This window comes from Ruegeria sp., assembly GCF_965243365.1.
Lineage (GTDB): Bacteria > Pseudomonadota > Alphaproteobacteria > Rhodobacterales > Rhodobacteraceae > Ruegeria.
In genome coordinates this window covers 1,755,375-1,779,258 of record NZ_CBDEUW010000002.1, presented here as the reverse complement: position 1 = coordinate 1,779,258, position 23,884 = coordinate 1,755,375, and the positions used below count along the sequence as shown (strand labels likewise).

Annotated in this window: 26 protein-coding genes, 1 tRNA gene and 1 riboswitch; of the genes, 17 read left to right on the top strand and 10 right to left on the bottom strand. The window is 56.7% G+C overall.

The genetic code is table 11. From position 1 onward, the window contains the following. The first annotated feature begins 53 nt into the window (after positions 1 to 53). From ACP0GE_RS12485 to ACP0GE_RS12475, 3 genes are all read left to right on the top strand, one after another. On the top strand, positions 54 to 278 hold the full coding sequence (locus ACP0GE_RS12485) for a helix-turn-helix transcriptional regulator (RefSeq protein WP_117871481.1): 225 nt from the start codon (positions 54 to 56) through the stop codon (positions 276 to 278). Positions 279 to 410: 132 nt separating this feature from the next. Next, positions 411 to 635, top strand: coding sequence for a hypothetical protein (locus tag ACP0GE_RS12480; protein WP_424832265.1), 225 nt, complete (start codon positions 411 to 413; stop codon positions 633 to 635). 181 nt (positions 636 to 816) lie between these two features. Further along, positions 817 to 1,968, top strand: coding sequence for a hypothetical protein (locus tag ACP0GE_RS12475; RefSeq protein ID WP_424832264.1), 1,152 nt, complete (start codon positions 817 to 819; stop codon positions 1,966 to 1,968). A 145-nt stretch (positions 1,969 to 2,113) separates the two neighbouring features. On the opposite strand, the gene ACP0GE_RS12470 is transcribed toward ACP0GE_RS12475, so the two are convergent. Together ACP0GE_RS12470 and ACP0GE_RS12465 are read right to left on the bottom strand one after the other, a co-directional pair. After that, a complete protein-coding gene (locus tag ACP0GE_RS12470) occupies positions 2,114 to 2,524 on the bottom strand; it encodes a hypothetical protein (protein WP_424832263.1) in 411 nt (136 codons plus the stop codon). A gap of 315 nt (positions 2,525 to 2,839) precedes the next feature. Beyond that, a complete protein-coding gene (locus ACP0GE_RS12465; protein WP_424832262.1) occupies positions 2,840 to 4,333 on the bottom strand; it encodes a hypothetical protein in 1,494 nt (497 codons plus the stop codon). A gap of 321 nt (positions 4,334 to 4,654) precedes the next feature. On the opposite strand from ACP0GE_RS12465, the gene ACP0GE_RS12460 reads away from it, so the two are divergent. Then, complete coding sequence (locus ACP0GE_RS12460; protein ID WP_424832261.1) at positions 4,655 to 5,239, top strand: antibiotic biosynthesis monooxygenase; 585 nt, start codon at positions 4,655 to 4,657, stop codon at positions 5,237 to 5,239. Between the two features lie 295 nt (positions 5,240 to 5,534). On the opposite strand, the gene ACP0GE_RS12455 is transcribed toward ACP0GE_RS12460, so the two are convergent. Beyond that, a tRNA-Lys gene (locus ACP0GE_RS12455) sits at positions 5,535 to 5,610 on the bottom strand. Between the two features lie 211 nt (positions 5,611 to 5,821). On the opposite strand from ACP0GE_RS12455, the gene dapF reads away from it, so the two are divergent. Then, positions 5,822 to 6,664 carry a diaminopimelate epimerase gene (dapF, locus tag ACP0GE_RS12450; protein ID WP_424832260.1) on the top strand — a complete coding sequence of 281 codons (843 nt, stop codon included), beginning with the start codon at positions 5,822 to 5,824 and terminating at the stop codon, positions 6,662 to 6,664. Further along, positions 6,661 to 7,917, top strand: coding sequence for a tRNA (N(6)-L-threonylcarbamoyladenosine(37)-C(2))-methylthiotransferase MtaB (gene mtaB, locus ACP0GE_RS12445; protein ID WP_424832259.1), 1,257 nt, complete (start codon positions 6,661 to 6,663; stop codon positions 7,915 to 7,917). Before dapF ends, mtaB begins: the two co-directional genes overlap by 4 nt. A 138-nt stretch (positions 7,918 to 8,055) precedes the next feature. Here the strand turns inward: mtaB and ACP0GE_RS12440 are convergent, their stop codons facing one another. From ACP0GE_RS12440 to petA, 3 genes are read right to left on the bottom strand one after another with little or no spacing between them, the layout of a single operon-like run. Beyond that, positions 8,056 to 8,838: a cytochrome c1 gene (locus ACP0GE_RS12440; RefSeq protein WP_424832258.1), complete on the bottom strand. Its 783-nt coding sequence runs from the start codon at positions 8,836 to 8,838 to the stop codon at positions 8,056 to 8,058. A gap of 17 nt (positions 8,839 to 8,855) precedes the next feature. Next, entirely contained in the window at positions 8,856 to 10,187 is a 1,332-nt protein-coding gene (gene petB, locus ACP0GE_RS12435; protein WP_424832257.1) for a cytochrome b, read from the bottom strand. Positions 10,188 to 10,201: 14 nt separating this feature from the next. Next, positions 10,202 to 10,786, bottom strand: a complete 585-nt coding sequence (gene petA / locus ACP0GE_RS12430; protein ID WP_424832256.1) for a ubiquinol-cytochrome c reductase iron-sulfur subunit — start codon at positions 10,784 to 10,786, stop codon at positions 10,202 to 10,204. A gap of 490 nt (positions 10,787 to 11,276) precedes the next feature. Here petA and ACP0GE_RS12425 point away from each other — a divergent pair, with 490 nt between their 5' ends. Next, positions 11,277 to 11,723: a c-type cytochrome gene (locus ACP0GE_RS12425; RefSeq protein ID WP_424832255.1), complete on the top strand. Its 447-nt coding sequence runs from the start codon at positions 11,277 to 11,279 to the stop codon at positions 11,721 to 11,723. Positions 11,724 to 11,766: 43 nt separating this feature from the next. Here the strand turns inward: ACP0GE_RS12425 and ACP0GE_RS12420 are convergent, their stop codons facing one another. Beyond that, positions 11,767 to 12,375: a glutathione S-transferase gene (locus tag ACP0GE_RS12420; RefSeq protein WP_424832254.1), complete on the bottom strand. Its 609-nt coding sequence runs from the start codon at positions 12,373 to 12,375 to the stop codon at positions 11,767 to 11,769. Positions 12,376 to 12,430: 55 nt separating this feature from the next. Beyond that, complete coding sequence (locus tag ACP0GE_RS12415) at positions 12,431 to 13,057, bottom strand: FMN-binding negative transcriptional regulator (protein WP_424832253.1); 627 nt, start codon at positions 13,055 to 13,057, stop codon at positions 12,431 to 12,433. 53 nt (positions 13,058 to 13,110) lie between these two features. Continuing rightward, positions 13,111 to 13,260, top strand: a riboswitch (FMN riboswitch). 128 nt (positions 13,261 to 13,388) lie between these two features. Between ACP0GE_RS12415 and ACP0GE_RS12410 the strand changes: the two genes are divergently transcribed. The 5 genes from ACP0GE_RS12410 (at position 13,389) to cobO (ending at position 17,359) form a co-directional block, all read left to right on the top strand. Continuing rightward, complete coding sequence (locus ACP0GE_RS12410; protein ID WP_424832252.1) at positions 13,389 to 13,826, top strand: 6,7-dimethyl-8-ribityllumazine synthase; 438 nt, start codon at positions 13,389 to 13,391, stop codon at positions 13,824 to 13,826. 140 nt (positions 13,827 to 13,966) lie between these two features. Further along, positions 13,967 to 15,067, top strand: a complete 1,101-nt coding sequence (gene aroC / locus ACP0GE_RS12405) for a chorismate synthase (RefSeq protein ID WP_424832251.1) — start codon at positions 13,967 to 13,969, stop codon at positions 15,065 to 15,067. Then, positions 15,051 to 15,713 (top strand): HD domain-containing protein, encoded by a 663-nt coding sequence (locus ACP0GE_RS12400; RefSeq protein ID WP_424832250.1) that lies wholly within the window; start codon positions 15,051 to 15,053, stop codon positions 15,711 to 15,713. The genes aroC and ACP0GE_RS12400 overlap by 17 nt, the downstream gene beginning before the upstream one ends. 54 nt (positions 15,714 to 15,767) lie before the next feature. Continuing rightward, a complete protein-coding gene (locus tag ACP0GE_RS12395) occupies positions 15,768 to 16,703 on the top strand; it encodes a DMT family transporter (RefSeq protein WP_424832249.1) in 936 nt (311 codons plus the stop codon). Between the two features lie 56 nt (positions 16,704 to 16,759). Further along, entirely contained in the window at positions 16,760 to 17,359 is a 600-nt protein-coding gene (gene cobO, locus ACP0GE_RS12390; protein ID WP_424832248.1) for a cob(I)yrinic acid a,c-diamide adenosyltransferase, read from the top strand. 455 nt (positions 17,360 to 17,814) lie between these two features. Here the strand turns inward: cobO and ACP0GE_RS12385 are convergent, their stop codons facing one another. Then, positions 17,815 to 19,383 carry an alkaline phosphatase D family protein gene (locus ACP0GE_RS12385; protein ID WP_424832247.1) on the bottom strand — a complete coding sequence of 523 codons (1,569 nt, stop codon included), beginning with the start codon at positions 19,381 to 19,383 and terminating at the stop codon, positions 17,815 to 17,817. A gap of 155 nt (positions 19,384 to 19,538) precedes the next feature. Next, positions 19,539 to 20,405 carry a branched-chain amino acid aminotransferase gene (locus tag ACP0GE_RS12380; protein ID WP_424832246.1) on the bottom strand — a complete coding sequence of 289 codons (867 nt, stop codon included), beginning with the start codon at positions 20,403 to 20,405 and terminating at the stop codon, positions 19,539 to 19,541. A 158-nt stretch (positions 20,406 to 20,563) separates the two neighbouring features. Here ACP0GE_RS12380 and ACP0GE_RS12375 point away from each other — a divergent pair, with 158 nt between their 5' ends. The 5 genes from ACP0GE_RS12375 (at position 20,564) to ACP0GE_RS12355 (ending at position 23,873) form a co-directional block, all read left to right on the top strand. Beyond that, positions 20,564 to 21,073: a MarR family winged helix-turn-helix transcriptional regulator gene (locus ACP0GE_RS12375; protein WP_424832245.1), complete on the top strand. Its 510-nt coding sequence runs from the start codon at positions 20,564 to 20,566 to the stop codon at positions 21,071 to 21,073. Beyond that, complete coding sequence (locus ACP0GE_RS12370; RefSeq protein WP_424832244.1) at positions 21,070 to 21,771, top strand: response regulator; 702 nt, start codon at positions 21,070 to 21,072, stop codon at positions 21,769 to 21,771. Before ACP0GE_RS12375 ends, ACP0GE_RS12370 begins: the two co-directional genes overlap by 4 nt. Before the next feature lie 69 nt (positions 21,772 to 21,840). Continuing rightward, complete coding sequence (locus ACP0GE_RS12365) at positions 21,841 to 22,767, top strand: histone deacetylase family protein (protein WP_424832243.1); 927 nt, start codon at positions 21,841 to 21,843, stop codon at positions 22,765 to 22,767. Further along, positions 22,764 to 23,006, top strand: a complete 243-nt coding sequence (locus ACP0GE_RS12360; RefSeq protein ID WP_424832242.1) for an exodeoxyribonuclease VII small subunit — start codon at positions 22,764 to 22,766, stop codon at positions 23,004 to 23,006. Before ACP0GE_RS12365 ends, ACP0GE_RS12360 begins: the two co-directional genes overlap by 4 nt. After that, positions 23,007 to 23,873 carry a polyprenyl synthetase family protein gene (locus tag ACP0GE_RS12355; protein WP_424832241.1) on the top strand — a complete coding sequence of 289 codons (867 nt, stop codon included), beginning with the start codon at positions 23,007 to 23,009 and terminating at the stop codon, positions 23,871 to 23,873. It begins immediately after the preceding gene. The last annotated feature ends 11 nt before the right edge of the window (positions 23,874 to 23,884 follow it).

Below are 23,884 nucleotides of genomic sequence, written 5' to 3'. Positions count from 1 at the left end.
CCGCGCCTACGCTGCATTCTGGTTGCAACGAAACGAAATGCAGCGAGGCGACCATGCAAGCACAGATTGATCCTGACTACTTCGACCGGCTTATCGACGAAAAAGAAGCCGCCAACTATCTTTGCTACTCCGTGCGTGCCTTGCAGAACTGGCGCGTCCGAGGCGGTGGGCCGATGTTCGTAAAAGTCTCCGGTCGCTCTGTCCGCTACACGCGCCGCGATCTGCAAAAGTGGATTGCTGAAAAGCGGGTCGCCAATACCAGCGCTGCACCTTCCTGATATTCGAGTTTTGCCCGCTCAGAGTTGGCAGCGCTGAGCGGGATTTTGGGGCCGAATGGCTCTTGGGGCGCGGGGTGTCGCCACCTCGCGCCCTTTTTGTGTCTGCCAAACGGTTCAAACAAGGAGTTCATCATGACACAGCAACCCGCATTCAAATTCAAAATCGGGCTTATTACCGCAACGATCTGGGACAATGACGGTTTCTTTTCCGTCGATATCTCACGGTCCTACAAGAACGGGGAAGGTGACTGGCGCACCACCAGCGCATTTTCTCACAGTGACCTTCTCAACGTTGCCAAATGCGCGGAACGTGCAGAGAATTGGATTTCCCGGAAACAGGCCGCAGCCAGCCAATGATATCCGCCGGGCGTTCAGCCCGGCCCCAAAATAATAGCTGCCCCGCCGGAGGCACTATCGAAGGGCGCGCCAGCGCCCGCCCCTTTTCCCAACCTCAACAAAATCGCGCGGTATCCGCCGAAAGAGGGGGGTGATTGTAGCACCCCCCTCTGGAAATACTGAAACCCAAGGAGACCAAAAAATGCACGTTGTACATCGAGGCTTCGACACTATCGCACTTTCGATTCAAGCGAATATCTCTCAGGAACTGTTTGACCTGCTGAACGCCGAACGAGAAAGAGCCGAAGAAGAGCGACACCCTGTTGCATTCAGTTACGGCGGCGCAGACTTTGACTTGTTGCCCCATGGTGGCAACGGGTATCGCTTTATCCTCAAAGGTGGCCCTTTGGATGTACATTGGTCTTTCAAGAAACCAAATGCACGCGACCCTTGGGGCATTCGGGTTTCTGTAGGGTCAACGCTTCTTGCGACACAAGGGCTCGGATACGCGCGTTCCTACATTGACAAGACCCTAACAAGGCTTGGAATCCGCTTTCAGTCGCATCAAGTTAGTATCGGTCGTGCGGATTTCTGCGTTGATATCCTCGCACCGGAATTCGAACTGGTTCCGGAAAACTTCGTCATTCACAGTCATACCAACCGCGCTGACTATCTCACTGCTCAAGATGATATACGCAGCAACGGTAAATCTGGTCAGTTCACATCCGTCACGGTCGGTAAAATGCCGGGACGGCAGGTCATCATCTATGACAAGCGTCGCGAAGTGATCGACAAGAAAAAGCCGATCTGGTGGGATATCTGGAACACCAACCTAGAGCGAGATGGTTTAACCCCTTTAGACCCTTCTGATCCGTCTCAGAGCCGCGTTTGGCGTGTTGAGGTGCGCGCCGGGAAGGACTTGCTCAAGGATCGTTGGCAGATCAGGACATGGCCTCAGTTCGATGCGATGTTTGGGGATGTCATTGCCGAGGCGCTAAAGAAAATACGATACTGCGAACCTGATCCTGACGATGGCAACCGCGCGCGTTGGTCAAACCATAAAATGTGGGACTTGGTTGCTGGATCATCAGAGGAAGACCTGTTGGAAATGCGCAGCCACGTCGATGCAACAAGCGTCAAGCACGTACATCGTCATGAGCAAGTTAGGTTAATAACGGCGCAACTGGCAGGCCTTGGAATTACACTGGCCGCACTTGAAGACATTCAGGAAAATGAGTTGAGTGATTTCATGGAAAGTGTTGGAGGCAAGCTCGCAGAGAACATACAGGCTGACCTTGAGCGCGCTGCAAACAAGCTGCATGAAGCCAAGAACAGATATCGGTTCATTGCGTAAACCACGGGCGAGCAACCGCATTCATTTGTGCTGTGTCCATTTGGGCAGTTGAGCCCATTGCCGCCATTACTTAACCATCTAAATGCTGCGTTGCAGTATGCCGTCTAGACGCTATCTCTTCGAGATTAAGTATAGCAGTCCGCAATCAAAACCCAAGATCGTGTTCATAAATGCCTTGCTCTTTCGCATAAGCGATCATGCACATTACGAGCTTGTTGTTTGGTGCTTGTGCCATGATGAACTTCTTTCCGTCAGCGAGTTCAACGCCGTAGTTGATTACTTTTGTTTTGCTACCGGCGGATAAAACACCAGCGACGGCGCCCACACCTCCGAGCAATAAACCACCAGCGACACCACGTGCAGCCCCGCTTAGGAATGATTTGGAGCTTTCGTCAGACAGATAAATCACTCGCCTCAAGTCGGACGGCGTATACTGGATGCCAGGTTGTAGCCGGAATCCTTTGAACTTACTGGCCTTTGGGCCAGACCATAGAACACCAATTTTGATTTCGACGCTGCCTTCAAAATCGCCTGCTACTATTTTGGGGAATATCACGGTTGCCTCTTTAGCGATTCTAGATAGAAAACTTTTGTTCAATCCTGTAGATGAGTTTGTGACGGAATTATGGTCATGCCCTCATTTTGAGCCCTGAGCTGCCGTCGATCACACTTCGGTCTTTTGTAAGTGCGGCACGTCGTGAACCGCGGAAACCGGACATTCGGCGCCAGTTGGTGTTTGGCCAGAGGGCGGATAGAGCTGTCTGTTTTTTTTTGAAGACCCTTCGCAAGCACACTAGACCGCAAACCCATTCCCAAGCGAATTTTGCGCTAACAAGTAGCGCCGGACGAATTGTGATTTGATGCGCGCCCCTCAGATTGCGACAGTCTCCGATTCTTCACCCTCGCCGCCCACATATTTGAACAGCATTGAGAAGGAACTCAACACAGCATCATTTGGTGAGTGGCTTTGGAGTTGCCCGTCCTCGAAGTAGTGATGTGTCGCCCCAAGCAAGGCATCGAACGGCAAGCGATACTTCGCATTTGGATTGTGAAACACCTGAATTTCTTGTGTCCAATACTCTGTATAATCCGGGTCGGATACGTTTACGCTAAACGCCTCGCCAACAACAGCATTTGGATCGGGGTTGGGCTTCAATCCAACCCGAAAATAGCCGTAACCCTCCGCACCATAGCCCGCCGCAACACCCATGCGGTCGAACTTTGCGAGGGTACCTGCATTTGAGAAGATCACCGCAGATACGTTCTCAGCATCAGGCAGGTCAAAGAAACCCGAAGGAATCTTTTTGCCGTTGTACTCGTGCTCGCCTATCTCATGGCTGTCGATGATCAGTTGGTCTTCTTCGAAACGCCAAGTCACCCGCGAACCATAGAGATACTGCCAAAGCGCAGACTGGGTATATGTCATCGGGCCAAGTTCTTCTTTGTCAGCCATCTTATGAAAATCTGCGATTGCTATCGCAAATGGCTTGCCCTTACTTTCCTCGCGTTCCCAATAACGCTGACCGTCCTTGTTGGTCTTGTTCAGTTTACTGGTCAGTGGACCGCCAAACTTCATAGGCATGTAATCTCGTAGAAACGCCTCATGTTCTTCAGGTGTTTTAGGGTTCGGATGGTCCTTTAGAATACCATTCTCCGATGGTGCGACAGTGGTTGCTTCAACTGTAAAATCAACCAAGTGGCTGCGACAGCGGAAATCAGGCGCTTCTAACTGCTCTACATCCAAGAAAAACTCTCGAAATGCACACCAAAGAAAGAGTTCCCATAGTCTTTGATCAAATCCCAACGTTTGGAATTCCCGCACAAAATGCGGGTCTTGCGGAGCAAGCCAGAGAGCCAGCTCTGTAATCACCTTCCGCGCTGGTGCGCGGCCAGGTTCCTCTGCAAGCATCTTAAAATACGGATGCAGCTTATCATCGGAAAGATTAGCAGGAATATCGAACGGGTCGAGAGGACTGTTCGTTTCATCGCCTTGCTCACCAAATTCGGCAATTTCGCCCTTTTCAATGATCTCCATCATCTCGACCCGCAGCATCTTCTCTGCATGACCTTGGTCGCGAAAGTCGGTTTCCAGCGAAGCGCAACGAAATCGTCCTATTTTGTCGCGGGCAAGAACCATCCAAAGATAATCATCGTCGGTTGTGTCGCGGGCAATCAGGCCCAGCAGTTCATCCCCTTCTGACGCCCACCAAGAAACTTCTTCGGACATAAACGCCGTCTCTGATCGTCGAGTTCCCATCGTCAGGACGTTAAAACGCGCACGCTTTATTGGTTTTGCAAACGCCTCCGCGCGTTTTTCCGCTTGTCGCCGCCGCTTCGCTTCGCCCACGTATTCACCTTTTAGCATGCCTCCAAGCAACCTGTGGTTCTCGCCTCAAAATTGCAAGTCGTCTGGAACAGGTCTCTCGGTAGTTTCATTCTCGGAATGAGGAGACACACTAGCATTTGGAAATCGGATTGCATGGTCGACCAGCAACAATAGCGTGGCTTCGCAAAGTCACCTGCCGCATCAAAGTTGCCATTTGAGGTGATCGATATTGCTAACGCAGCGAAGGTCCGCTTGGTGGCCGACTTTCCCACCTCCTTCTTCATATTGTTTTGAAGATTGGATCGAACTGCTGTCAAATGCGGTGACACCGAGGTGGCAAAGCTATTGAGGAGACTGGAAATGGTGAGCGATGACGCTGGCAATCGCCCCAGTGAGGGCGCAACGAAAATCATCGATCGAGTGCCAAAAACTGGCAAAGAACATCAACTTGAATCTGCGATCCGTGATATTACTGATGCGATGCGCAACGCTCCCGGGATCAACAGTGTCCATGTCGTTCGACCGACACCACCGCATCAGCCAGCATATCGAGTGATCTGTACCTTCGACAGCGATGAACATTTACATACCTGGGATGCATCTGACGATCACCTACGTCTCGTTGCAGCCGCTGATGAGTTTACGGAAGGCGAACCTCAGCGGACCTGGCTGACTGGGCTGGAAACGTGGTTTACCTTGCCTGTCTCAGTCAATGCAGAGACGAGGCCGCCAGCTTACAAGATGGCCATAACAACATACGTCGCACTATTTCCAACGATATTACTGGTGCATGCCGTACTTGGGTACGTTCCGGAATTCGGAGCAGTTCCAACAGTATTGGCAAATGGAATTGCAGTAGCCATCGTAGTAATCCTGATGACATACGTCATTATGCCAAGATTTACACGCCTCATGGCCTTTTGGCTTTACCCACACCAACACTGAAAAGGCGTTACTAAAGTAGCCAACGACAGCATCGGCCAAAATTGAAGTAGGCAAAGGTCTGTCTTGCCAGTGCAGCGAAGGTCAACTTGGTGGCTTGACCCGCTCAAGTCCCGCTTGAGTTTGTCCGGGAGATTGCACACCCGTGTCAGTGAGCTGCCACCGCGCTATCCTGTTGTGATCCAATAAGCACACTTCAATCTTGGTCACAGTGCTTCCGTATTGCTTCCGGCAAACCGCACGTCACGAAGCGCACTCTACACGGCTCCGAATAAGTATTTGTTTTCATTTAAAAAAGTGGTGAGCCGTGCAGGATTCGAACCTGCGACCCACTGATTAAAAGTCAGTTGCTCTACCAACTGAGCTAACGGCCCACTCTTTTGTCGGATCTTGGTGATCCATGGCGCTCTGTAAGGCATATTCCCAATCGGGTTCAAGACCTTATTTTACACCTCGTTTCGCCAGCCCCGAACTCAGGCCCGGCATCCCGATAGGCGGCCTAATTAGGCAGGTGGCGCGGGGGGGTCAACCCCTTTTTTAGGGAATCTTTCAGGCAGGGTGGATTCATGTCCCGAGCAACGTTATATGCCCGCCATGCAACAGATACCTCATTCCGATTTACCGTTCATGAAGATGCACGGACTGGGCAATGACTTTGTCATTGTGGACGCGCGGGCGCATCCGGTGAGGATCACTCCGGCACTGGCCAAAGGGATCGGGCATCGGCATTTCGGCGTCGGCTTTGATCAGTTGGCCGTGATCGAGAACGGCGATGCCGACGCGCATCTTGTATTCTACAACGCGGATGGTTCGACCTCTGCTGCCTGTGGAAACGCCACGCGATGCATCGCCCGATTCCTGATGGACGAGAAGGGCAAGGACGCCCTGACGCTCACCACAGGCCGTGGAAGGCTTTTGGCGCGGGACGCTGGCAATGGCCTGACCTCGGTCAATATGGGGCAGCCTCAGTTGGAATGGCAGGATATCCCGCTGGCAGAGTCGATGGAGACTCTGGAACTGCCAATTGAGGGTGGGCCAACGGCGACAGGCATGGGCAATCCACACTGCACCTTTTTTGTGGAAAATGCCGAGGCGATCCCGTTGGAGGAGTTCGGTTCACGATACGAACACCATCCGCTGTATCCTGAGCGCACAAATGTTCAGATCGCTCAGATTGTTGGCCCCGATCAAATCCGAATGCGCGTCTGGGAACGGGGCGTTGGGATCACGCTTGCCTCGGGCTCATCCTCCTGCGCAACGGCCGTTGCAGCCGCTAGACGGGGCCTGACGGGGCGCAAGGTGCAGATCGAGCTGGACGGCGGCACCATCTGGGTTGACTGGCGCGAAGATGGAGTCTGGATGACCGGGCCGACGCGCCATGTTTTCTCCGGCACACTGACGCCGGAATTTCTGGGGTCCTTGGAATGACGGCACCCAAATTCACCACTTTGGGTTGCCGCCTGAACGCCTATGAAACCGAGGCGATGAAAGAGCTGTCTACTCAGGCAGGTCTGCAGGACGCGGTGGTCGTGAACACCTGCGCTGTCACCGCCGAGGCTGTCCGCAAAGCCCGTCAGGAGATTCGCAAGCTGCGGCGCGAAAACCCGGACGCGCGCCTGATTGTTACCGGTTGCGCAGCGCAGACAGAGCCTCAGACATTCGCTGCAATGGACGAGGTTGATGCCGTCATCGGCAACACCGAAAAGATGCGGCCCGAGACATGGAAGGGCATGGCAGCGGATTTCATAGGCCAGACCGAGGCGGTGCAGGTCGATGATATCATGTCCGTCACTGAAACCGCCGGACACTTGATCGATGGGTTTGGCACCCGCTCGCGCGCCTATGTGCAGGTCCAGAACGGCTGTGATCACCGCTGTACCTTCTGCATCATCCCCTATGGCCGCGGTAACTCGCGCAGCGTACCGGCGGGCGTGGTCGTGGATCAGATCAAACGATTGGTGGACCGGGAGTATAATGAGGTAGTGCTGACGGGCGTCGACCTGACATCGTGGGGCGCGGACCTGCCGGCGCAACCCAAGCTGGGCGATCTGGTTATGCGCATCCTGAAGCTGGTGCCAGACCTGCCGCGCCTGCGCATCAGTTCGATCGACTCCATTGAGGTAGATGAGAACCTGATGCAGGCCATCGCAACAGAATCGCGCCTGATGCCTCATTTGCACCTATCGCTGCAACACGGGGATGACCTGATCCTGAAGCGCATGAAACGCCGCCACCTGAGGGATGACGCGATCCGGTTCACAGAAGAAGCCCGCAAACTGCGCCCCGACATGACCTTCGGCGCCGACATCATCGCAGGTTTCCCGACCGAGGACGAAGCCCATTTCGAAAACTCGCTAAAACTGGTCACGGACTGTGATCTGACCTGGCTGCACGTCTTTCCTTATTCCAAGCGCCAGGGCACGCCAGCGGCCCGAATTCCGCAGCAAGTGGATGGAAAGACTGTAAAAGCCCGCGCCGCCCGACTGCGTGCCGCCGGAGAGGCTCAGGTAACCAAGCACCTAACAGCGCAGATCGGAAAAACCCATCACATCCTGATGGAGAACCCGCATATGGGCAGGACAGAACAGTTTACCGAAGTCGCCTTCGACGCCCCCCAACCCGAAGGGCAAATCGTGATGGCCACCATCACCGAAACCACCGGCACCCAATTGCTGGCCTAATCCACTCTTCATCTGGCTAAAAATATCCCGGGGTGAATTGGCCGTAGGCCAAGAGGGGCTGGCCCCTCTTACACCTTCAGAAAGAAAAACCCCCGCAACCGTTAGGCGCGGAGGTTCAATTTCACAAAGACCGGTAGCTTAGTCTTTTCTGCCCTTCACACCGGCCCACAAGCGCTTGTTGACCAGATATAGCAGCACCGACAAAACGGTCAGGAAGATCACGCCGACAAAACCGGCATTCTTGCGATCCATCATCTTGGGTTCGGCTGCCCACATCAGGAACGCAGAGACATCTTCCGACATCGCCTCAACCGTGGCCGGATGGCCATCGGCGAATTCCACCTGATCTTCGGACAGCGGCGGTGCCATCGAAATCCAGCCACCGGGGAAGGCGGTGTTTTCGTACAGAATCGTACCCGCTTCTTCCTTTTCCTTACCGGTATAGCCGTCCAGCAACGAAGCGATATACTCTGCACCGCCCATGCCTTTGATCAGCTGGTTGATGCCCAGACCGTAAGGGCCGTGGAAGCCCGCGCGCGCCTTGGCCATCAGGCTCAGGTCCGGTGCGCCAACACCCGTGTTGGCTGGGAAGTGGTCGGTTGGGATCGCCGGGCGGAAATCGTCCAACTCGGGATCGAACACTTCAAAGTTGGCCGCCGAATAGGCGATGACTTCTTCTTCCGAATAGCCCAGCGCTTCCAGATCACGCAGAGGTACATATTGCAGGCCGTGGCAGGCTGCACAGACCTCGGTGTAGATCTGAAGTCCACGTTGCAGCTGGCCTTGGTCCCAGGTACCGAATGGCCCTTCGAATGAGAAGTGGAAGTCCTCGATATGCTGCTCGCCGCCACCTGCTGCGAAAGACGCAGCAGGGGTCAGAGCGATGGCAAACGCGGCACCGATTGCAAGTTTCTTGAACATGTTTCCGGTCCCTCTTCTTACTCGGCCGGCGTGGCGTCGGCGTCAGCCTTGCCATAATGCGCGTTGAAGTCTTCTTCGATGGTCTCGGGCTGGGCCAGAGGTTTCTCGATCACACCGAGGATCGGCAGGATCACGAAGAAATAGGCGAACCAGTAGGCGGACGCGATCAGCGAGAAGGTCGCATAGGGCTCCTCGGCAGGCATCGCACCCAGCCACATCAGGGCAAAGAAGTCGATGACCAACAGATAGAACCACCATTTGAACATCGGGCGATACTTGCCCGACCGCACGCTTGAGGTGTCCAGCCAAGGCGCCAGAGCCATGGCCAGGATCGCACCGAACATCGCGATCACACCAAAGAACTTGGCGTCGATGATGCCACCAGTGATGAAGCTGGCGAACTGAACGACCCAGACCTCACCGGTGAAGGCCCGCAGGATCGCGTAGAACGGCAGGAAGTACCATTCGGGCACGATATGTGCAGGTGTAACCAGCGGGTTGGCCTCGATGTAGTTGTCCGGGTGGCCCAGATAGTTCGGCATGAAGCCGACAACCGCCCAGAACACAACCAGGATCACGGCCAATGCGAACAGGTCCTTGATCACGAAGTAGGGCCAGAACGGCAGCGTGTCTTTCTCAGCCTCGGCTTTCGAGCCACGGCGCACTTCAACACCCGTGGGGTTGTTGTTGCCGGTGGTGTGGAAGGCCCAGATATGCACGATCACCAGCGCTGCGATTACGAACGGCAGCAGATAGTGCAGCGAGAAGAAGCGGTTAAGCGTGGCGTTGTCCACTGCGGGTCCGCCCAGCAGCCAGGTCTGGATCGCGTCACCTACAAATGGGATCGCGCCAAACAGGCCGGTGATCACAGTCGCACCCCAGAAGGACATCTGACCCCAGGGCAGAACGTAGCCCATGAAGGCGGTGCCCATCATCATCAGGTAAATCAGCATCCCGATGATCCACGTGATCTCACGCGGGGCTTTGTACGAACCGTAGAACAGGCCACGGAAGATGTGGATGTACACCGCAACGAAGAACAGCGACGCGCCGTTCATGTGCAGATACCGCAGCATATAGCCGCCGTTCACGTTACGCATGATGTGCTCGATGCTGGCGAAGGCCAGATCAACATGCGGAGTGTAGTGCATCACCAGAACGATACCGGTGACGATTTGCAGCGCCAGGCAGAACGCCAGGACGATGCCCCAGATCCACCACCAGTTCAGGTTCTTGGGGGTCGGGATCATCAGGGTGTCATACAGCAAGCCGACGATGGGCAGGCGGCTGTTCAGCCACTTTTCGCCGTTCGTCTTCGGCTCGTAATGATCGTGGGGAATTCCGGACATATGCTGGGTCTCCCTTAGCCGAGCTTGATGGTTGTTGCGTCGACCCACTCAACGGGCGGGATCGGAAGGTTTTCAGGCGCGGGGCCTTTGCGGATACGGCCAGCCAGGTCATAGTGCGAGCCGTGGCAAGGGCAGAACCAGCCGCCAAAGTCACCGGCATCACCCAAAGGCACGCAACCCAGGTGGGTGCAAACGCCCATCTGAACGATCCATGCACCGGGGGCCTCACCTTCGGGCGAAGGCAGAACGCGGTTTGCATCGGTTGCCGGAGCATCGGCATTGATGTTGGCATTGCGGGCCAGCGGATCGGGCAGATCACCTATCGCTTCTTCATCCTGCTGTTGCGCTTCGGCAATCTCGGCACCTGTGCGGTGGCGGATAAAGACGGGCTTGCCCAGCCATTTGACGGTCAACTGCGTGCCCGGCTCGACCCCGCTGACATCCTGACGAATCGAGGACAGCGCCTGAACGTCTGCCGAGGGGTTCATTTGGTTGATCAGGGGCCATACGGCTGCACCCGTCGCAACGACTCCTGCGCCGCCTGCGACGTAGTAGAGGAAATCTCTGCGGGTGCCTTCGTGGTCTTCTGCGTGGGACACGAGGTTTTCTCCGATTCCGGCGCCCGGGGATGATCCGGGCAAACATGCATCAGCACCGCATCAAAGCGGCGTCTCATCGCGGCTATCTATCCGGGAGAAATCGGTTCGTCCAGCGGTCATAGGCGCGCACTACGCCGCATCTGGGCATTCATGTCACAACAGAGGGCCAAAAATTCAAGATAAACGCAGGGTTTGACGTCACAATTCGACGATTGCCGCCGACTCGGGCCCATGTGATTCGGTTCGGGCGCACAGTTGGAACACACCGCCCCGATTCTGGCCTCCCTATACGTGCCAAAGACGCGCAGGCGGCATAGTCCTGACCAGATTTTGCCACGCAATTTTCCACTTTGGCGCGATTTCGATCTCTGTAAAATATTAGGCAAAAATAGATATTTTACAGTGCGTTAGATGCATCTGATTTCGATTGCACTTTTAACGGGAATGCCCGAAGCCCCTGTGAAACCGCAACCTCAGCAGGACGTTCCTCATGCCAAAGCTCTATGCCCCAATACTGACCCTCGCACTGGCCGTGTCGTCTCAGGCCGTAGCCGCCGGGGATCCGGCCAAAGGCGAAAAACTCTACAAACGCTGTTCTTCCTGTCATGCGATCATCAAAGATGGCGAGGTATTGGTCAAAGGCGGCGTCACCGGACCGAATCTATATGGCGTAATCGGTCGTGTCGCTGGGTCTGAAAACGACTATCGCTATGGAAGCGAGCGCTTACCCATTGGAATGTTCACCGACGACATGATCCGCGCGGGCGAGGAAGGCCTTGTCTGGACCGAAGACAACGTCGCCGACTACTCGAAAGACCCGATCACGTTCATCAGGGAATATCTTGGCGACGAGACCGCCCGACCGAACATGTCGGTCAAGCTCAAGAAAGGCGCGGATGACATCGCAGCTTACCTGGCCACGTTCAGTACCCAATAATTGAAATACGCCCCGGGGATATGCCGCCAGTGGGGGGCTTAACTCAACTGGGTGGGCGGGTCGCAACCATACTGGGCCGCTCACCAAACTCAGCGAACCACGCGGCCAGTGCCTCATTCCCATTGCGCCAGCCCCGGGCGTCATGGCGCAGATCAAGATAACCAAGCGCGCACCCGACAGCCACCTGCCCCATATCCAAAGAACCGGACAAATGGGCCATCCAACGCTGGTTCAGCGCGGCGCAGGCCCGCTCGACCTTGACCCACTGAGACTCCACCCACTCGTCCCATTGCTTGTCTTTGGGGCGCAAACGGCTTTCATAGGTCATCAGCAAGGCGGCATCCAGAATGCCATCGGCCAGCGCCTCAAGGGTCAGGACATCCCAGCGCCGCGGACCTTTGGGATAAAGCCCGGCATTGGCGCGGTCATCCAGAAACGCACAGATCACCCGGCTGTCGAACAAGGTCGGACCATCCGGGCGCTCAAGGGCCGGGACCTTGGTCAGCGGTGCCGTACCAATCAACGGCGCGGCGGGTGAAACCGGCGTGCCTGCAACGGTTTCCTGTTCAACATCCTGCAGCTGACCGGTTTCGTGAAGCACCACCACGACTTTACGCACATAAGGTGAAGTCGGACTGTAATAGAGTTTCATGTGCACGCTCCCTTTTTGCGCCGACCTTACAATACGGTGGCCGGAACGAAACCCGTCAATTCTCGCTATCAGCCGAACGCATCAACGCCTGCAATCCGGATACATCCATTCCAAACCCATCTTCAGCAAGCTGATCTGCCGCACGCAACCGCATGGCCTCTGTCTTGTTTTGGCCCAACTTCCAGGTCCCCTGGATGTCATCCACCTGCATCCGGCAAGGCACAATCATGCGCATCATCCGCGCCAGGGCCTCTTCTGACATCTTGTTTGTGACCCACGGTGGCTTGGGCAACAATCGCTGTTCATAGAATGCCGATTGCCGGTTCAGCAGATCAAGCAATTCCTCTTGCGGGCGCAGCTCCAAATACCCGACCAGATGCACTGCCACATAATTCCATGTCGGCACCTGATCTTCGGCCCCATACCAGTCGGGCGAGATATATCCGTCCGGTCCTTGCACCGCGAGTTTGGCCCGTTGCGGCATGCGCAGCGCCCGCACAATCGGGTTCGAACGCACCAGATGCAATTCGGCCACCGCGCCATCCTCGGACAGCAGAAACGGCACATGGCTCAGCAAAGGCGCCTTACTGGTCGACAGCGCCAATACGCCAAACGCGCGGTCACGGGCAAACTCGATATGGCGGTCGCGGTCTTCCGCACGAAATGAAGGATTTGGATGCATGTGAAACCTCCTGCCAAATCTCTTGCAGAGGGGACCGGTTCTTGGCAAGGTTCGCTCGTTCTCAGGGCGGGGCGGAATTCCCCACCGGCGGTATGCGGGCACCGACCCGTAAGCCCGCGAGCGGCCCCGGCTGATCCGGGGTGTCAGCAGATCTGGTGAGAAGCCAGAGCCGACGGTTACAGTCCGGATGAAAGAGAACGTGCAACGCGCCCAGGAAAGGGCGTGCTTGCTCGTGATCGCCTTGGGTGACGTGTCATGCCGGGCTGGCAGCGAAAAGTGGGAACCGGTTTTCGCGACCGCCAGCAGGCCACCGAATTGAAAGGAGATCATGATGACACACACCCGCTATGCTTTTGTCAAAGCCAACTGGCATTCCGACATCGTCGACCGCGCGCTCGATGGGTTCCTGGAACTCATCCCGGCCGAGCAGGTCGATATCTTCGATGTCCCCGGCGCGTTTGAAATGCCGCTGATTGCCCGCGACCTGGCCCAAACGGGCCAATACGCCGCCGTCGCCTGTGCCGCCTTCGTCGTGGACGGCGGGATCTATCGGCATGACTTCGTCGCACAAGCCGTGGTCGATGGCCTGATGCGCGCCGGGATGGATACCGGCATTCCGGTTCTGTCTGTCTCGCTGACCCCGCACCAGTATCAGGAAACCGACCACCACAACGCCATCTACTGCGAGCATTTCGTGCAAAAGGGCCGCGAAGCCGCCCAAGCCGCGCTCGGCATCACAAAAACCCGGCAAAACCTGAAGGCCGCCTGATCCTTCTTCTGTTCAAAAATACCTCGGGGGAGTCGCGCTTGCGCGACGGGGGCAGCGCCCCCTCCCCGACCTCCAAACGCAAATCCGCTTGAGGCCAAAGGCCCACAAGGCTAATCACATCGCTCAAAGGAGCACGCCCCATGTCGATGAACAGCTTTGGACACCTCTTCCGCGTCACAACCTGGGGTGAAAGCCACGGCCCCGCTTTGGGCGCCACCGTCGACGGATGCCCTCCGGGCGTCGCAATCGACGAGGGCATGATCCAGCACTGGCTGGATAAGCGTAAACCGGGGCAAAACAAGTTCACCACCCAGCGTCGCGAACCCGATCAGGTGAAAATCCTGTCCGGCGTATTCGAAGGTCAGACCACCGGCACCCCAGTGCAGCTGATGATCGAGAACACGGACCAGCGCTCGAAAGACTACGGCGATATCATGGACAAGTTCCGCCCGGGCCATGCCGACATCACCTACTGGCAAAAATACGGCATCCGCGACTATCGCGGCGGCGGGCGCAGCTCGGCCCGTGAAACCGCATCGCGCGTGGCTGCAGGCGGGCTGGCGCGTGAGGCGATCAAACAGATCGCACCCAATGTGCAGATCACCGGCTACATGACCCAGATCGGGCCGCATAAGATCGACCGCAATAACTTCGACTGGTCGCAGATCGAACAGAACCCGTTCTGGACCCCCGACGCGCAAGCGGCCGACGAGTGGGCCACCTATCTGGACGACCTGCGCAAGTCCGGCAACTCGGTCGGGGCGGTGGTCGAAGTGGTCGCGCGCGGCGTCCCCGCCGGAATCGGCGCGCCCGTATATGCCAAGTTAGACACTGATCTGGCCGCCGCGATGATGTCGATCAACGCGGTCAAAGGCGTTGAAATCGGTGAAGGCATGGCTGCCGCCGAACTGACCGGTGAAGCCAATGCGGACGAGATTTTCATGGGCCAGAACGGCCCGCAATACAGCTCGAACCATGCGGGGGGCATTCTGGGCGGTATCTCGACCGGGCAGGACATCGTTGTGCGCTTTGCGGTCAAACCAACCTCGTCGATTCTGACCACGCGCAAGACCATCACCAAATCCGGTGAAGAAACCGAGATCATCACCAAAGGCCGTCACGACCCCTGCGTCGGCATCCGCGCGGTCCCTGTGGGCGAGGCGATGATGGCCTGCGTAATCCTGGACCACCTGCTGCTGCATCGCGGTCAGATTGGCGAGAACCGTGGACATATCGGCTGATCTGCTCACCCGCTTACGCGCCATTGTTGCGCAGCGGATGGAGACCGATCCGGCGCATGATATGGCGCACCTGGACCGCGTCTGGCACAATGCTCAGGCCATTGCAGACGAACAGGCTGACATGCGGGTCCTTGTGGCCGCTTGCTATCTGCACGATCTGGTAAATTTGCCGAAAAACGATCCGGATCGCCATCTCGCGTCTCGTAAATCCGCTCGGGAATCAGAGCGTATTTTGAGGGATTTGGGTTTTGATGCCGCATCGCTGCATTCGGTGCAACACGCAATTGAGGCGCATAGTTACTCAGCCAAAATCCCACCACACTCGCCAGAGGCCCGCATCCTCCGCGATGCGGATCGGCTGGATGCGCTGGGCGCAATCGGCATTGCCCGCTGCTTTGTTGTCACCGGCGCCTTGGGTCGAACGCTCTATGATCTTGAGGATCCTTTCGCCGAATCCCGCGCGCTGGATGACCTGACGTTTGGGCTCGATCATTGGAGGGTCAAACTGCTGGATTTGCCAGCAGACATGCTCACCAGAGGCGGGCGGGATCTGGCGATCAAACGCGTGACACAAATGCTTGGGTTCCTTGAGGCTTTCGCGGAAGAAATCGGCCACCGCGTCCCTGATGGCTGGAAATCCACCTGATTGGTACAATCCTGTCGTTGATCTTTTCGCCGCGAAGGCGCAGGTTCGCGGCCAATGGCAAAATTGTTAACATCGCATCGACCCATGCTTGCCGTGGGATTGAAACTGACGGCTTTGATGCTGTTCACTTCGATGTCGGCGCTGGTCAAAGCCCTGTCCGAGGATTTCCCGTCAGGTGAGCTGGTTTTCTTTCGCTCACTCTTTGCCATTCCGGTCATCATCGCCTGGCTGATCTGGCGCGGAGAGCTGGCGCAAGGCTTTGTTGTCCAGAAACCTATGGGCCATTTCTGGCGCGGCCTAATGGGCACAAGCGCCATGGGATTGACCTTTACCGGTCTTAGCCTGCTGCCTCTGCCCGAGGTTACGGCCATAGGTTATGCCACCCCGATCTTCACCCTGATCCTGGCAGCCGTGATGCTGGGTGAACGCATTCGCATGATCCGAATCGGTGCCGTGGTTCTGGGGCTTCTTGGGGTTCTGATCATGATCTGGCCCCGGCTCGGCAGCACCCAGATGGAGATGACTGCAACTATAGGCGCGCTGTGCGTGCTGTGCGCGACCATGGCCCGTGCTTTTGTGCAAATCCACATCCGGCAATTGGTCAAAGTCGACCATCCCGCTGCGATTGCGTTCTACTTTTCGGTGACCGCCACTTTGTTGTCGGCCCTGACAGCGTTTTGGGGGTGGACCATGCCGACACTGAATCAGGCTCTAATACTGATTACAATGGGCCTTGTCGGAGGGGTCGCTCAGATTCTGGTCACCTCGGCCTATCGCTTCGGGCAGGCCTCGATGCTTGCCCCTTACGATTATACGTCGATGCTGTTTGCCATCGTCATCGGATATGTCTGGTTCGACGAATTGCCCACAATAGCCATCCTGATCGGTGCCGCACTGGTGATCGCAGGGAACATCGTGGTCATATGGCGCGAGCATCAGCTTGGGCTGGAACGTAGCAAAGCCCAGTCGTTGTCTGATCACAAGCCATGACTTTACCTTTCGCAAACTTCGCTTAGGTTGAGCCGGACAATCACAGAAGGTACCCCATGAGCGACGCGCAGGATCACAAGGAAAAGATGCAAAAGGTGCAGGCCAAGCACCGCAAGAAAGTGTCCGAGGCGACAGATCCCGGGCGGGGCCTTGTGCTGATCAATACCGGCAAGGGCAAAGGCAAGTCTTCGGCCGCCTTCGGGGTGGTGATCCGCGCCCTGGGCTGGGGTCAGAAAGTGGCCGTGGTGCAGTTCATCAAAGGCAAGTGGAAAACCGGCGAGCGACGCTTTTTCGAAGATCATGATCTGGTAACCTGGCACACCATGGGAGAAGGCTTCACCTGGGATACTCAAGACCGGGAACGTGACATCGCGGCGGCCACGGCGGCTTTTGGTAAAGCCTGTGATCTGATGGCCAGCGGCGAATATGATCTGGTCGTTTTGGATGAGATCAACATCGCACTACGCTACGAATACCTTTCAGTAGACACTGTTTTAGAGGGTCTGCGCGCCAGATCTGACAAGACAAGTGTCTTCCTGACGGGCCGCGACGCGCCACAGACGCTGCGGGATTACGCCGATCTGGTGACCGAGATGAACGAGGAAAAGCATCCCTTCAAGGCCGGAATCAAGGCCCAGCGTGGGGTGGATTTCTAAAATCCGGTTTCGCGGTTTCTGAGCTGGGCTGCGGGTTCCTATCGGCAAGCCGGTTTTCAAACACATACCGAACCGATCCACGTCGGCATGCAGCGCTGGGCGGCAGGGTTTCTACGCGCTTGTCGTCGTCCGTATTCCTTTTGGGTTTGCACTGGTCGACATAAGCTGAAAAATCATCATCGCACCCGCAGCCACAACATGTAGCTGCGTCATGTCTGACAAGGATTTCGTCGAGTGGATCGCTCATCCTTCGACCTCTTTACCACAAGTTCACTCGTTTCCGAGGTGGCGGCAAGCCCTCGCCAGTTCTAAAGCTAGGCCCGCAAACCGCCCCGAAACTCTGCGCCGATTTTGATTCATCGGGCGCTTAGGGTTATCTGATTATTTTAGTCGGAAATATCAAGTCAAAAAAGCGCCCGCAGGTCTGCTGGGCGCAGTGACGTTGCTTTGGACCTTCAGATCGCGCGTGGCTTGGGGTCCAGTGTGACCGACCACAATTCGGTATCGGCGCGATCCATCAAACGCACGGTCATCTGTTCCGTCGCGCCGTCGATGTCGACAAGGCCAAAGAACTGAAGACCCGCGCTGGGCGGTAAATTCACGCCCTGCCCTTCGGCAGGAGCTTTGACGAACTTCACTTCAGGACCAAAGGTTCCGTCCAGCCCGTTCGGACCAAAAGTACCAGCGTGCAGTGGGCCGGACACGAACTCCCAAAATGGCTCGAAATCCTGAAATTGCGCCTTGTTAGGGTCGTAGTAGTGGGCCGCAGTATAGTGTACATCGGCCGTGAACCAGACCGTATTCACAATTCCGGCCGTTTTGATAAAGCGCAGCAATTCGGCAACTTCCAACTCGCGCCCCTTGGCCGGGCCGCTGTCGCCATTCGAGATCGCTTCGGCGCCTGCCTGTTCTCTCCAGTTATCCCAGACAATCAGCCCGATTGGCATATCCGATGCGATGACTTTCCAAGTGGCCTCGGATGCGGCCAGTTCGCGCTTGAGCCAGGCCAACTGTTCAGCCCCCAAAATACGGGACTGTTCGGTGATCTCGTCCTCCATCGACGGGCCATTCGGACCACGATAGCTGCGCAAGTCCAGAAAGAAGACATCCAGCATCGGACCATAAGCGATTTTGCGGTACACGCGCCCTGGTTCGGCCGGTGTAATGCGCATCGGTGTCATCTCATGAAATGCGCGGCCTGCGCGGGATTGCAGGACGTGCACCGACTTTTCACTGTAGCGGTCATCCGAAATCAGATCCTTGGAATCCGACCAGTTGTTGACGACTTCATGATCATCCCACTGGAAGAACGTCGGGCAGACGGCGTTCATGGCCCGAACGTGATCATCCATCAGATTGTATTTCCACTGGGCGCGAAATTCGTCCAGAGTCTCGGCAACTTTGCGCTTTTCATCGATCAGGCTCGTATTTTTCCAGATCACCTGACCGTCTTTTTCCACCTCGTCTTTCATTGGGCCATCGGCATAGATCGTGTCGCCCGAATGAATAAAGAAGTCCGGCTTATGCTGCGCCATGGTGGCATAGGTGCGCATGCCTTCATCATCGATCCCCCAGCCCTGGCCCGCGGTATCGCCGGACCAGGCAAATCGAATGTCCCTGCGCGACGTTGGTGCAGTGCGGAATTGGCCAATAATAGGCTCTGATCTAACGTTAATGTCGCTCAGATCCGCCGCTACAAACCTATAGAAGATATCCTGATCAGAAGGCAGCCCGTCGACCAACCGTTTCACAGCAAAGTCGCCATTGGGAATTGCATCCATCGGCGTCAACATCCGCGCATCGGCAAAGCTCTCTGTGGTCGAAACTTCCATCATGACGCGCGCAGGGCGATCTGTGCGCGTCCAGATCATGCCCGAGCTTGTGTCCACGTCACCGGATTGAACACCATGGGTGAACACAGGGCGGGACGCGGCCCGGCTGATGGCCGGCATAGAAAGAGAGGCGGCAAAGGCGGTGCTGCCTGCCAAAAAGGTTCGGCGCGAAGGACGAATGAAGTTGGTCATAAAGGCTCTCCTGTCTGGTGACCGACGACCGGCCACTCGGTTGGCGAGCGAAAGTGAGCCGCCGTTTTGTAAAAGAGGCGGCTCAGATTCGTGAATGTATCACGATGATATTATGACGGTTGTGGATGGTTTGGCGAATTTCTACGCCCGTCAGCTCAGCTGCGCACCAATTGCTCGTATTCTTCGGCGATCTCGCGGGTCAGGTCGCCGACCTCGAATGTGTAGTCGCCAATTTGTCCAACCGGCGTAACCTCAGCAGCCGTGCCGGTCAGCCAGCATTGTTCGAAATCGGCCATTTCCTCGGGCTTGATGCGGCGTTCATGCACCGTGATGCCCTTGTCCTTCAGCATCTGAATGACGGTCTGGCGGGTAATGCCGTTCAGAAAGCAATCGGCCAGCGGTGTGTGTACCTCACCATCTTTTACGAAGAACACATTGGCACCAGTCGCCTCGGCCACATAGCCGCGCCAGTCCATGAACAGCGCGTCCGAGCAGCCTTTGGCTTCGGCTTTATGCTTGGAAATGGTGCAGATCATGTAAAGACCCGCCGCCTTGGCATGCACCGGAATGGTTTCCGGGCTGGGCCGCTTCCATTCGGCAATATCCAGTTTTGCGCCCTGCATCTTGGCATCGCCGTAATAGGCTCCCCAAGGCCAGACCGCGACAGCCATACGCACCGGGTTCTTGGCCGAGGCAACGCCCATATCGTCCCCCGAACCACGCCAGACCAATGCCCGGATGTAGGCATCCTGCAGACCGCTGGCTTTCAGCGCCTCTTCCTTGGCGGCCTCGATTTCATCCACCGTGTACGGGATCGGCATGTCCAACGCCTCGGCCGAGGCGATCAAACGCTGTGAATGTTCGCGGCTTTTGAAGATCTTGCCGTTATAGGCGCGTTCACCTTCGAAAACCGACGAGGCGTAGTGCATGGCATGTGTCAGGATGTGAACATTGGCTTCGCGCCACGGTACCAGTTTGCCGTCCAACCAGATAACACCGTCACGATCATCATATCCCGCCATACTAGCCCTCCTGCCCCTGGATGATTTTTCGCATGTTGCGCAATAACCCCAAGATTTCGGGGAAAAATTGCGTAAAATCGGGTTTTCGATACTCCTCCGCCCTTGGAATGTCAACAACGCTGACTTAAACTCGACCCAGGCAAAACATGAGGCAAAACATGTCTGAATCCCGGCCCGTTCCGGCCTTTGGAGAAAGCCTGCTGTTTCTGACGGATGAACAGCTGCGGCAGGGCATCGAGGCGATGTTCTTTGCCTATCGCGGTTTCACCGCCGATCCGGACCGCATTCTGGCTGAATTGGCTTACGGCCGGGCGCATCACCGGGCCATCCATTTCATAAACCGCGCGCCGGGGACAACGGTTAATAATTTGCTGGCCATTCTTGGCGTCACCAAACAGTCTCTGAACAGGGTCTTACGCAGCCTGATCGACGACGGGCTGGTCGAAAGCCGGGTTGGAACGGTGGACAAACGGGAACGCCACCTATTTCTGACGGATAAGGGCAAGGCGCTGGAGGCCAAGTTGTCGGACGCCCAGCGCGCACGGATGCGTGCAGCCTACAAAGAGGCCGGACCCGAAGCGGTGGCCGGATTTCGCAAAGTGCTTGAAGCAATGATGGATGCTGATATGCGTCATGCCTACACAAAACTGCGGGATACGACTTTATGAGCGATATGGACGCCCATCTTCTGATCGTCGATGATGACGAGCGCATTCGCGATCTGCTCAAGAAATTTCTGATGCGCAGCGGGTTTCTGGTTACTTCGGCCCGCGATGCGGCCCATGCCCGGCGGGTGTTGTCCGGGTTGGATTTCGATCTGATCGTGCTGGACGTGATGATGCCGGGCGAGGATGGTGTGAGCCTGACCCGTGCGCTGCGCGAGACGCATACAACTCCGATCCTGCTGTTGACGGCCAAGGGTGAGACGGAACACCGGATTTCAGGACTTGAGGCCGGGGCGGATGACTATCTGGCCAAGCCGTTCGAGCCGAAAGAGCTGTTGCTGCGGATCAACGCTATTTTGCGGCGGATGCCGGAAACGCCAGCGCAGGACACGGCGGCCAAGATCATTCATCTGGGGCCGATCCGTTATGATATCGAGCGTGGCGAGATGTGGCAGGGCGAAGACCCGGTGCGCCTGACGGCTACGGAAAGCCAGTTGATGAGAATTTTCTCGGCCCAGCCGGGCGAGCCCATTAGCCGGGCCAAGCTGGTTGAGGATTTGGGCCGCGACAAAGGACAGGCGCAGGAACGTGCGGTGGATGTCCAAATCACCCGCCTGCGTCGAAAGATTGAACAGGACCCGAAACAGCCGCGTTATTTGCAGACTGTTCGAGGCGCCGGATATATGTTGGCGCCCGATTGATTTTGCCGCTGCGCGGCGGTTTTATGCCTTCGGCGAGGATATTTTTAGCCAGATGAAGAAGGGATCCCGATGACAACCGCGCTTTTGACTCATGCCGATTGTCTTGGTCATGTGACGCCAGGGGGCCATCCTGAGCGCGTGGCGCGGTTGGAGCATGTATTGCACGCGTTGGAAGCGTTGAATCTGAAGCGGGTGGCGGCACCTCTGGTCGCGGATGACGATCTGCTGAGGGTGCATCCGGAAGGGTATATTCGTGACATTCGCGGTGCCCGGCCATCAGACGGATTTGCGCAGATCGACGGAGACACGTTCATGTCACCGGGTTCGGTCGACGCGGCTTATCGGGCGGCGGGCGCTGCTGTGCGGGCGGTGGATATGGTACTGGGCGGCGAGGTCTCGAATGCGTTTTGCGCCACGCGTCCACCTGGCCATCACGCGGAAAGTGAAACCGCAATGGGGTTTTGTCTGTTCGGCAACGCAGCGCTGGCCGCCAAACATGCGCTCGATCATCATGGTTTGAAACGCGTGGCTGTGGTGGATTTTGACGTGCATCATGGCAATGGCACGCAGGATTTGTTGTGGGATGAGAGCCGTGCGCTGGTGATCACCAGCCAGCAGATGCCGCTTTGGCCCGGGTCGGGCCGGCCGGACGAGACCGGGGCTTATGACACTGTCCTGAATATCCCGCTGGCTCCGGGATCCAGTGGCGCCGAGATGCGCGCGGTCTATGAGGCGCAGGTATTTCCACGCCTTCGGACATTCAGGCCGGAGTTGATTATCATTTCTGCCGGGTTCGATGCCCATCAGGACGATCCGCTGGCCAATCTGAACTGGTCGACGGGCGACTTTGCGTGGATCACCGCCGAACTGTGCAAGATTGCCGACGAAGTTTGTGAAGGCCGTATCGTCTCGACTCTGGAAGGCGGGTATGATCTGAACGCACTGGCCGAGGCGACACGCGCCCATGTGGAAGAACTGATGAAGGCAGCACGATGAGTGATACACCCGTTGAACAGATGACGTTTGAACAGGCGATGAAAGAGCTGGAGGCGGTCGTGGGCCAGTTGGAACGCGGGGACGTGGCGCTGGATCAGTCGATTGCGCTGTATGAACGAGGTGCTGCGTTGAAAAAGCGCTGCGAGGATGAGTTGAAGCGCGCCGAGGAAAAAGTGGCCGCGATCACTCTGGATGCAGACGGTCAGCCGACCGGGACGACGCCTGTTGAAGGTCAGTGAATGTTTCGCGAACAACTGGCGCAGGATGCGGCGCGGATTCAGGATCATTTTGACCTGATTCTGGGGGGCCTGGGTGATCTGGATGTGGCCCGGGCGATGGCTTACGCCACGAAGGGCGGCAAGCGTCTGCGCGGGTTCTTGGTGTTGGAAAGCGCGCGCCTGCATGGCGTGGATCAGGCTCAGGCGATTTGGCCCGCTGCCGGGATCGAAGCTCTGCACGCATATTCGTTGGTACATGACGATCTGCCCTGCATGGATGATGACGATCTGCGGCGCGGGCGGCCCACTGTGCATGTGAAATGGGATGAAGGTACTGCCGTATTGGCCGGGGATGCGTTGCAGGCACTGGCATTTGAGCTGTGTACGCGCCCTGAGGTCGGTGAAGCAGAGATTCGCGCGGAATTGGCCCTGACTTTGGCCAAGGCAAGTGGCGCGCAAGGTATGGTTCTGGGGCAGGCGCTGGATATTGCGGCGGAAACTGCGGCCACACCCCTGACACTGGATCAGATCACACGGCTTCAGGCGGGCAAGACCGGCGCGTTGATTGAATGGTCTGCCTGTGCCGGTGCCGTGTTGGCACGAACCGATCCGGCCCCATTGCGCCAATATGCCCAAGCCCTTGGCCTTGCTTTTCAAATTGCTGATGACATCTTGGATATTGAGGGCGATGCCGAAAAGGCCGGAAAGCGGCTGCAGAAAGATGCTGATGCGGGCAAGGCGACCTTTGTCTCGCTTCTGGGTCTGGATGCCGCCAAATCCCGCGCCGCCGAGCTGATGGAGAATGCTTGCGCGGCACTGGATGGGTACGGACCAAAGGCTGAAACCTTGAAGCAGGCTGCTCGCTTCGTTATTGCCCGGGACAGCTAAGCCAGGAACGC

Excerpts from the sequence above, each read along its gene's own strand:
- ACP0GE_RS12485 (WP_117871481.1), top strand. The coding sequence starts at position 54 with ATGCAAGCACAGATTGATCCTGACTACTTCGACCGGCTTATCGACGAA.
- ACP0GE_RS12480 (WP_424832265.1), top strand. The coding sequence starts at position 411 with ATGACACAGCAACCCGCATTCAAATTCAAAATCGGGCTTATTACCGCA.
- ACP0GE_RS12475 (WP_424832264.1), top strand. The coding sequence starts at position 817 with ATGCACGTTGTACATCGAGGCTTCGACACTATCGCACTTTCGATTCAA.
- ACP0GE_RS12465 (WP_424832262.1), bottom strand. The coding sequence starts at position 4,333 with ATGCTAAAAGGTGAATACGTGGGCGAAGCGAAGCGGCGGCGACAAGCG.
- ACP0GE_RS12460 (WP_424832261.1), top strand. The coding sequence starts at position 4,655 with ATGGTGAGCGATGACGCTGGCAATCGCCCCAGTGAGGGCGCAACGAAA.
- dapF (WP_424832260.1), top strand. The coding sequence starts at position 5,822 with ATGCCCGCCATGCAACAGATACCTCATTCCGATTTACCGTTCATGAAG.
- mtaB (WP_424832259.1), top strand. The coding sequence starts at position 6,661 with ATGACGGCACCCAAATTCACCACTTTGGGTTGCCGCCTGAACGCCTAT.
- ACP0GE_RS12440 (WP_424832258.1), bottom strand. The coding sequence starts at position 8,838 with ATGTTCAAGAAACTTGCAATCGGTGCCGCGTTTGCCATCGCTCTGACC.
- petB (WP_424832257.1), bottom strand. The coding sequence starts at position 10,187 with ATGTCCGGAATTCCCCACGATCATTACGAGCCGAAGACGAACGGCGAA.
- ACP0GE_RS12425 (WP_424832255.1), top strand. The coding sequence starts at position 11,277 with ATGCCAAAGCTCTATGCCCCAATACTGACCCTCGCACTGGCCGTGTCG.
- ACP0GE_RS12420 (WP_424832254.1), bottom strand. The coding sequence starts at position 12,375 with ATGAAACTCTATTACAGTCCGACTTCACCTTATGTGCGTAAAGTCGTG.
- ACP0GE_RS12415 (WP_424832253.1), bottom strand. The coding sequence starts at position 13,057 with ATGCATCCAAATCCTTCATTTCGTGCGGAAGACCGCGACCGCCATATC.
- ACP0GE_RS12410 (WP_424832252.1), top strand. The coding sequence starts at position 13,389 with ATGACACACACCCGCTATGCTTTTGTCAAAGCCAACTGGCATTCCGAC.
- aroC (WP_424832251.1), top strand. The coding sequence starts at position 13,967 with ATGTCGATGAACAGCTTTGGACACCTCTTCCGCGTCACAACCTGGGGT.
- ACP0GE_RS12395 (WP_424832249.1), top strand. The coding sequence starts at position 15,768 with ATGGCAAAATTGTTAACATCGCATCGACCCATGCTTGCCGTGGGATTG.
- cobO (WP_424832248.1), top strand. The coding sequence starts at position 16,760 with ATGAGCGACGCGCAGGATCACAAGGAAAAGATGCAAAAGGTGCAGGCC.
- ACP0GE_RS12385 (WP_424832247.1), bottom strand. The coding sequence starts at position 19,383 with ATGACCAACTTCATTCGTCCTTCGCGCCGAACCTTTTTGGCAGGCAGC.
- ACP0GE_RS12380 (WP_424832246.1), bottom strand. The coding sequence starts at position 20,405 with ATGGCGGGATATGATGATCGTGACGGTGTTATCTGGTTGGACGGCAAA.
- ACP0GE_RS12375 (WP_424832245.1), top strand. The coding sequence starts at position 20,564 with ATGTCTGAATCCCGGCCCGTTCCGGCCTTTGGAGAAAGCCTGCTGTTT.
- ACP0GE_RS12370 (WP_424832244.1), top strand. The coding sequence starts at position 21,070 with ATGAGCGATATGGACGCCCATCTTCTGATCGTCGATGATGACGAGCGC.
- ACP0GE_RS12365 (WP_424832243.1), top strand. The coding sequence starts at position 21,841 with ATGACAACCGCGCTTTTGACTCATGCCGATTGTCTTGGTCATGTGACG.
- ACP0GE_RS12360 (WP_424832242.1), top strand. The coding sequence starts at position 22,764 with ATGAGTGATACACCCGTTGAACAGATGACGTTTGAACAGGCGATGAAA.
- ACP0GE_RS12355 (WP_424832241.1), top strand. The coding sequence starts at position 23,007 with ATGTTTCGCGAACAACTGGCGCAGGATGCGGCGCGGATTCAGGATCAT.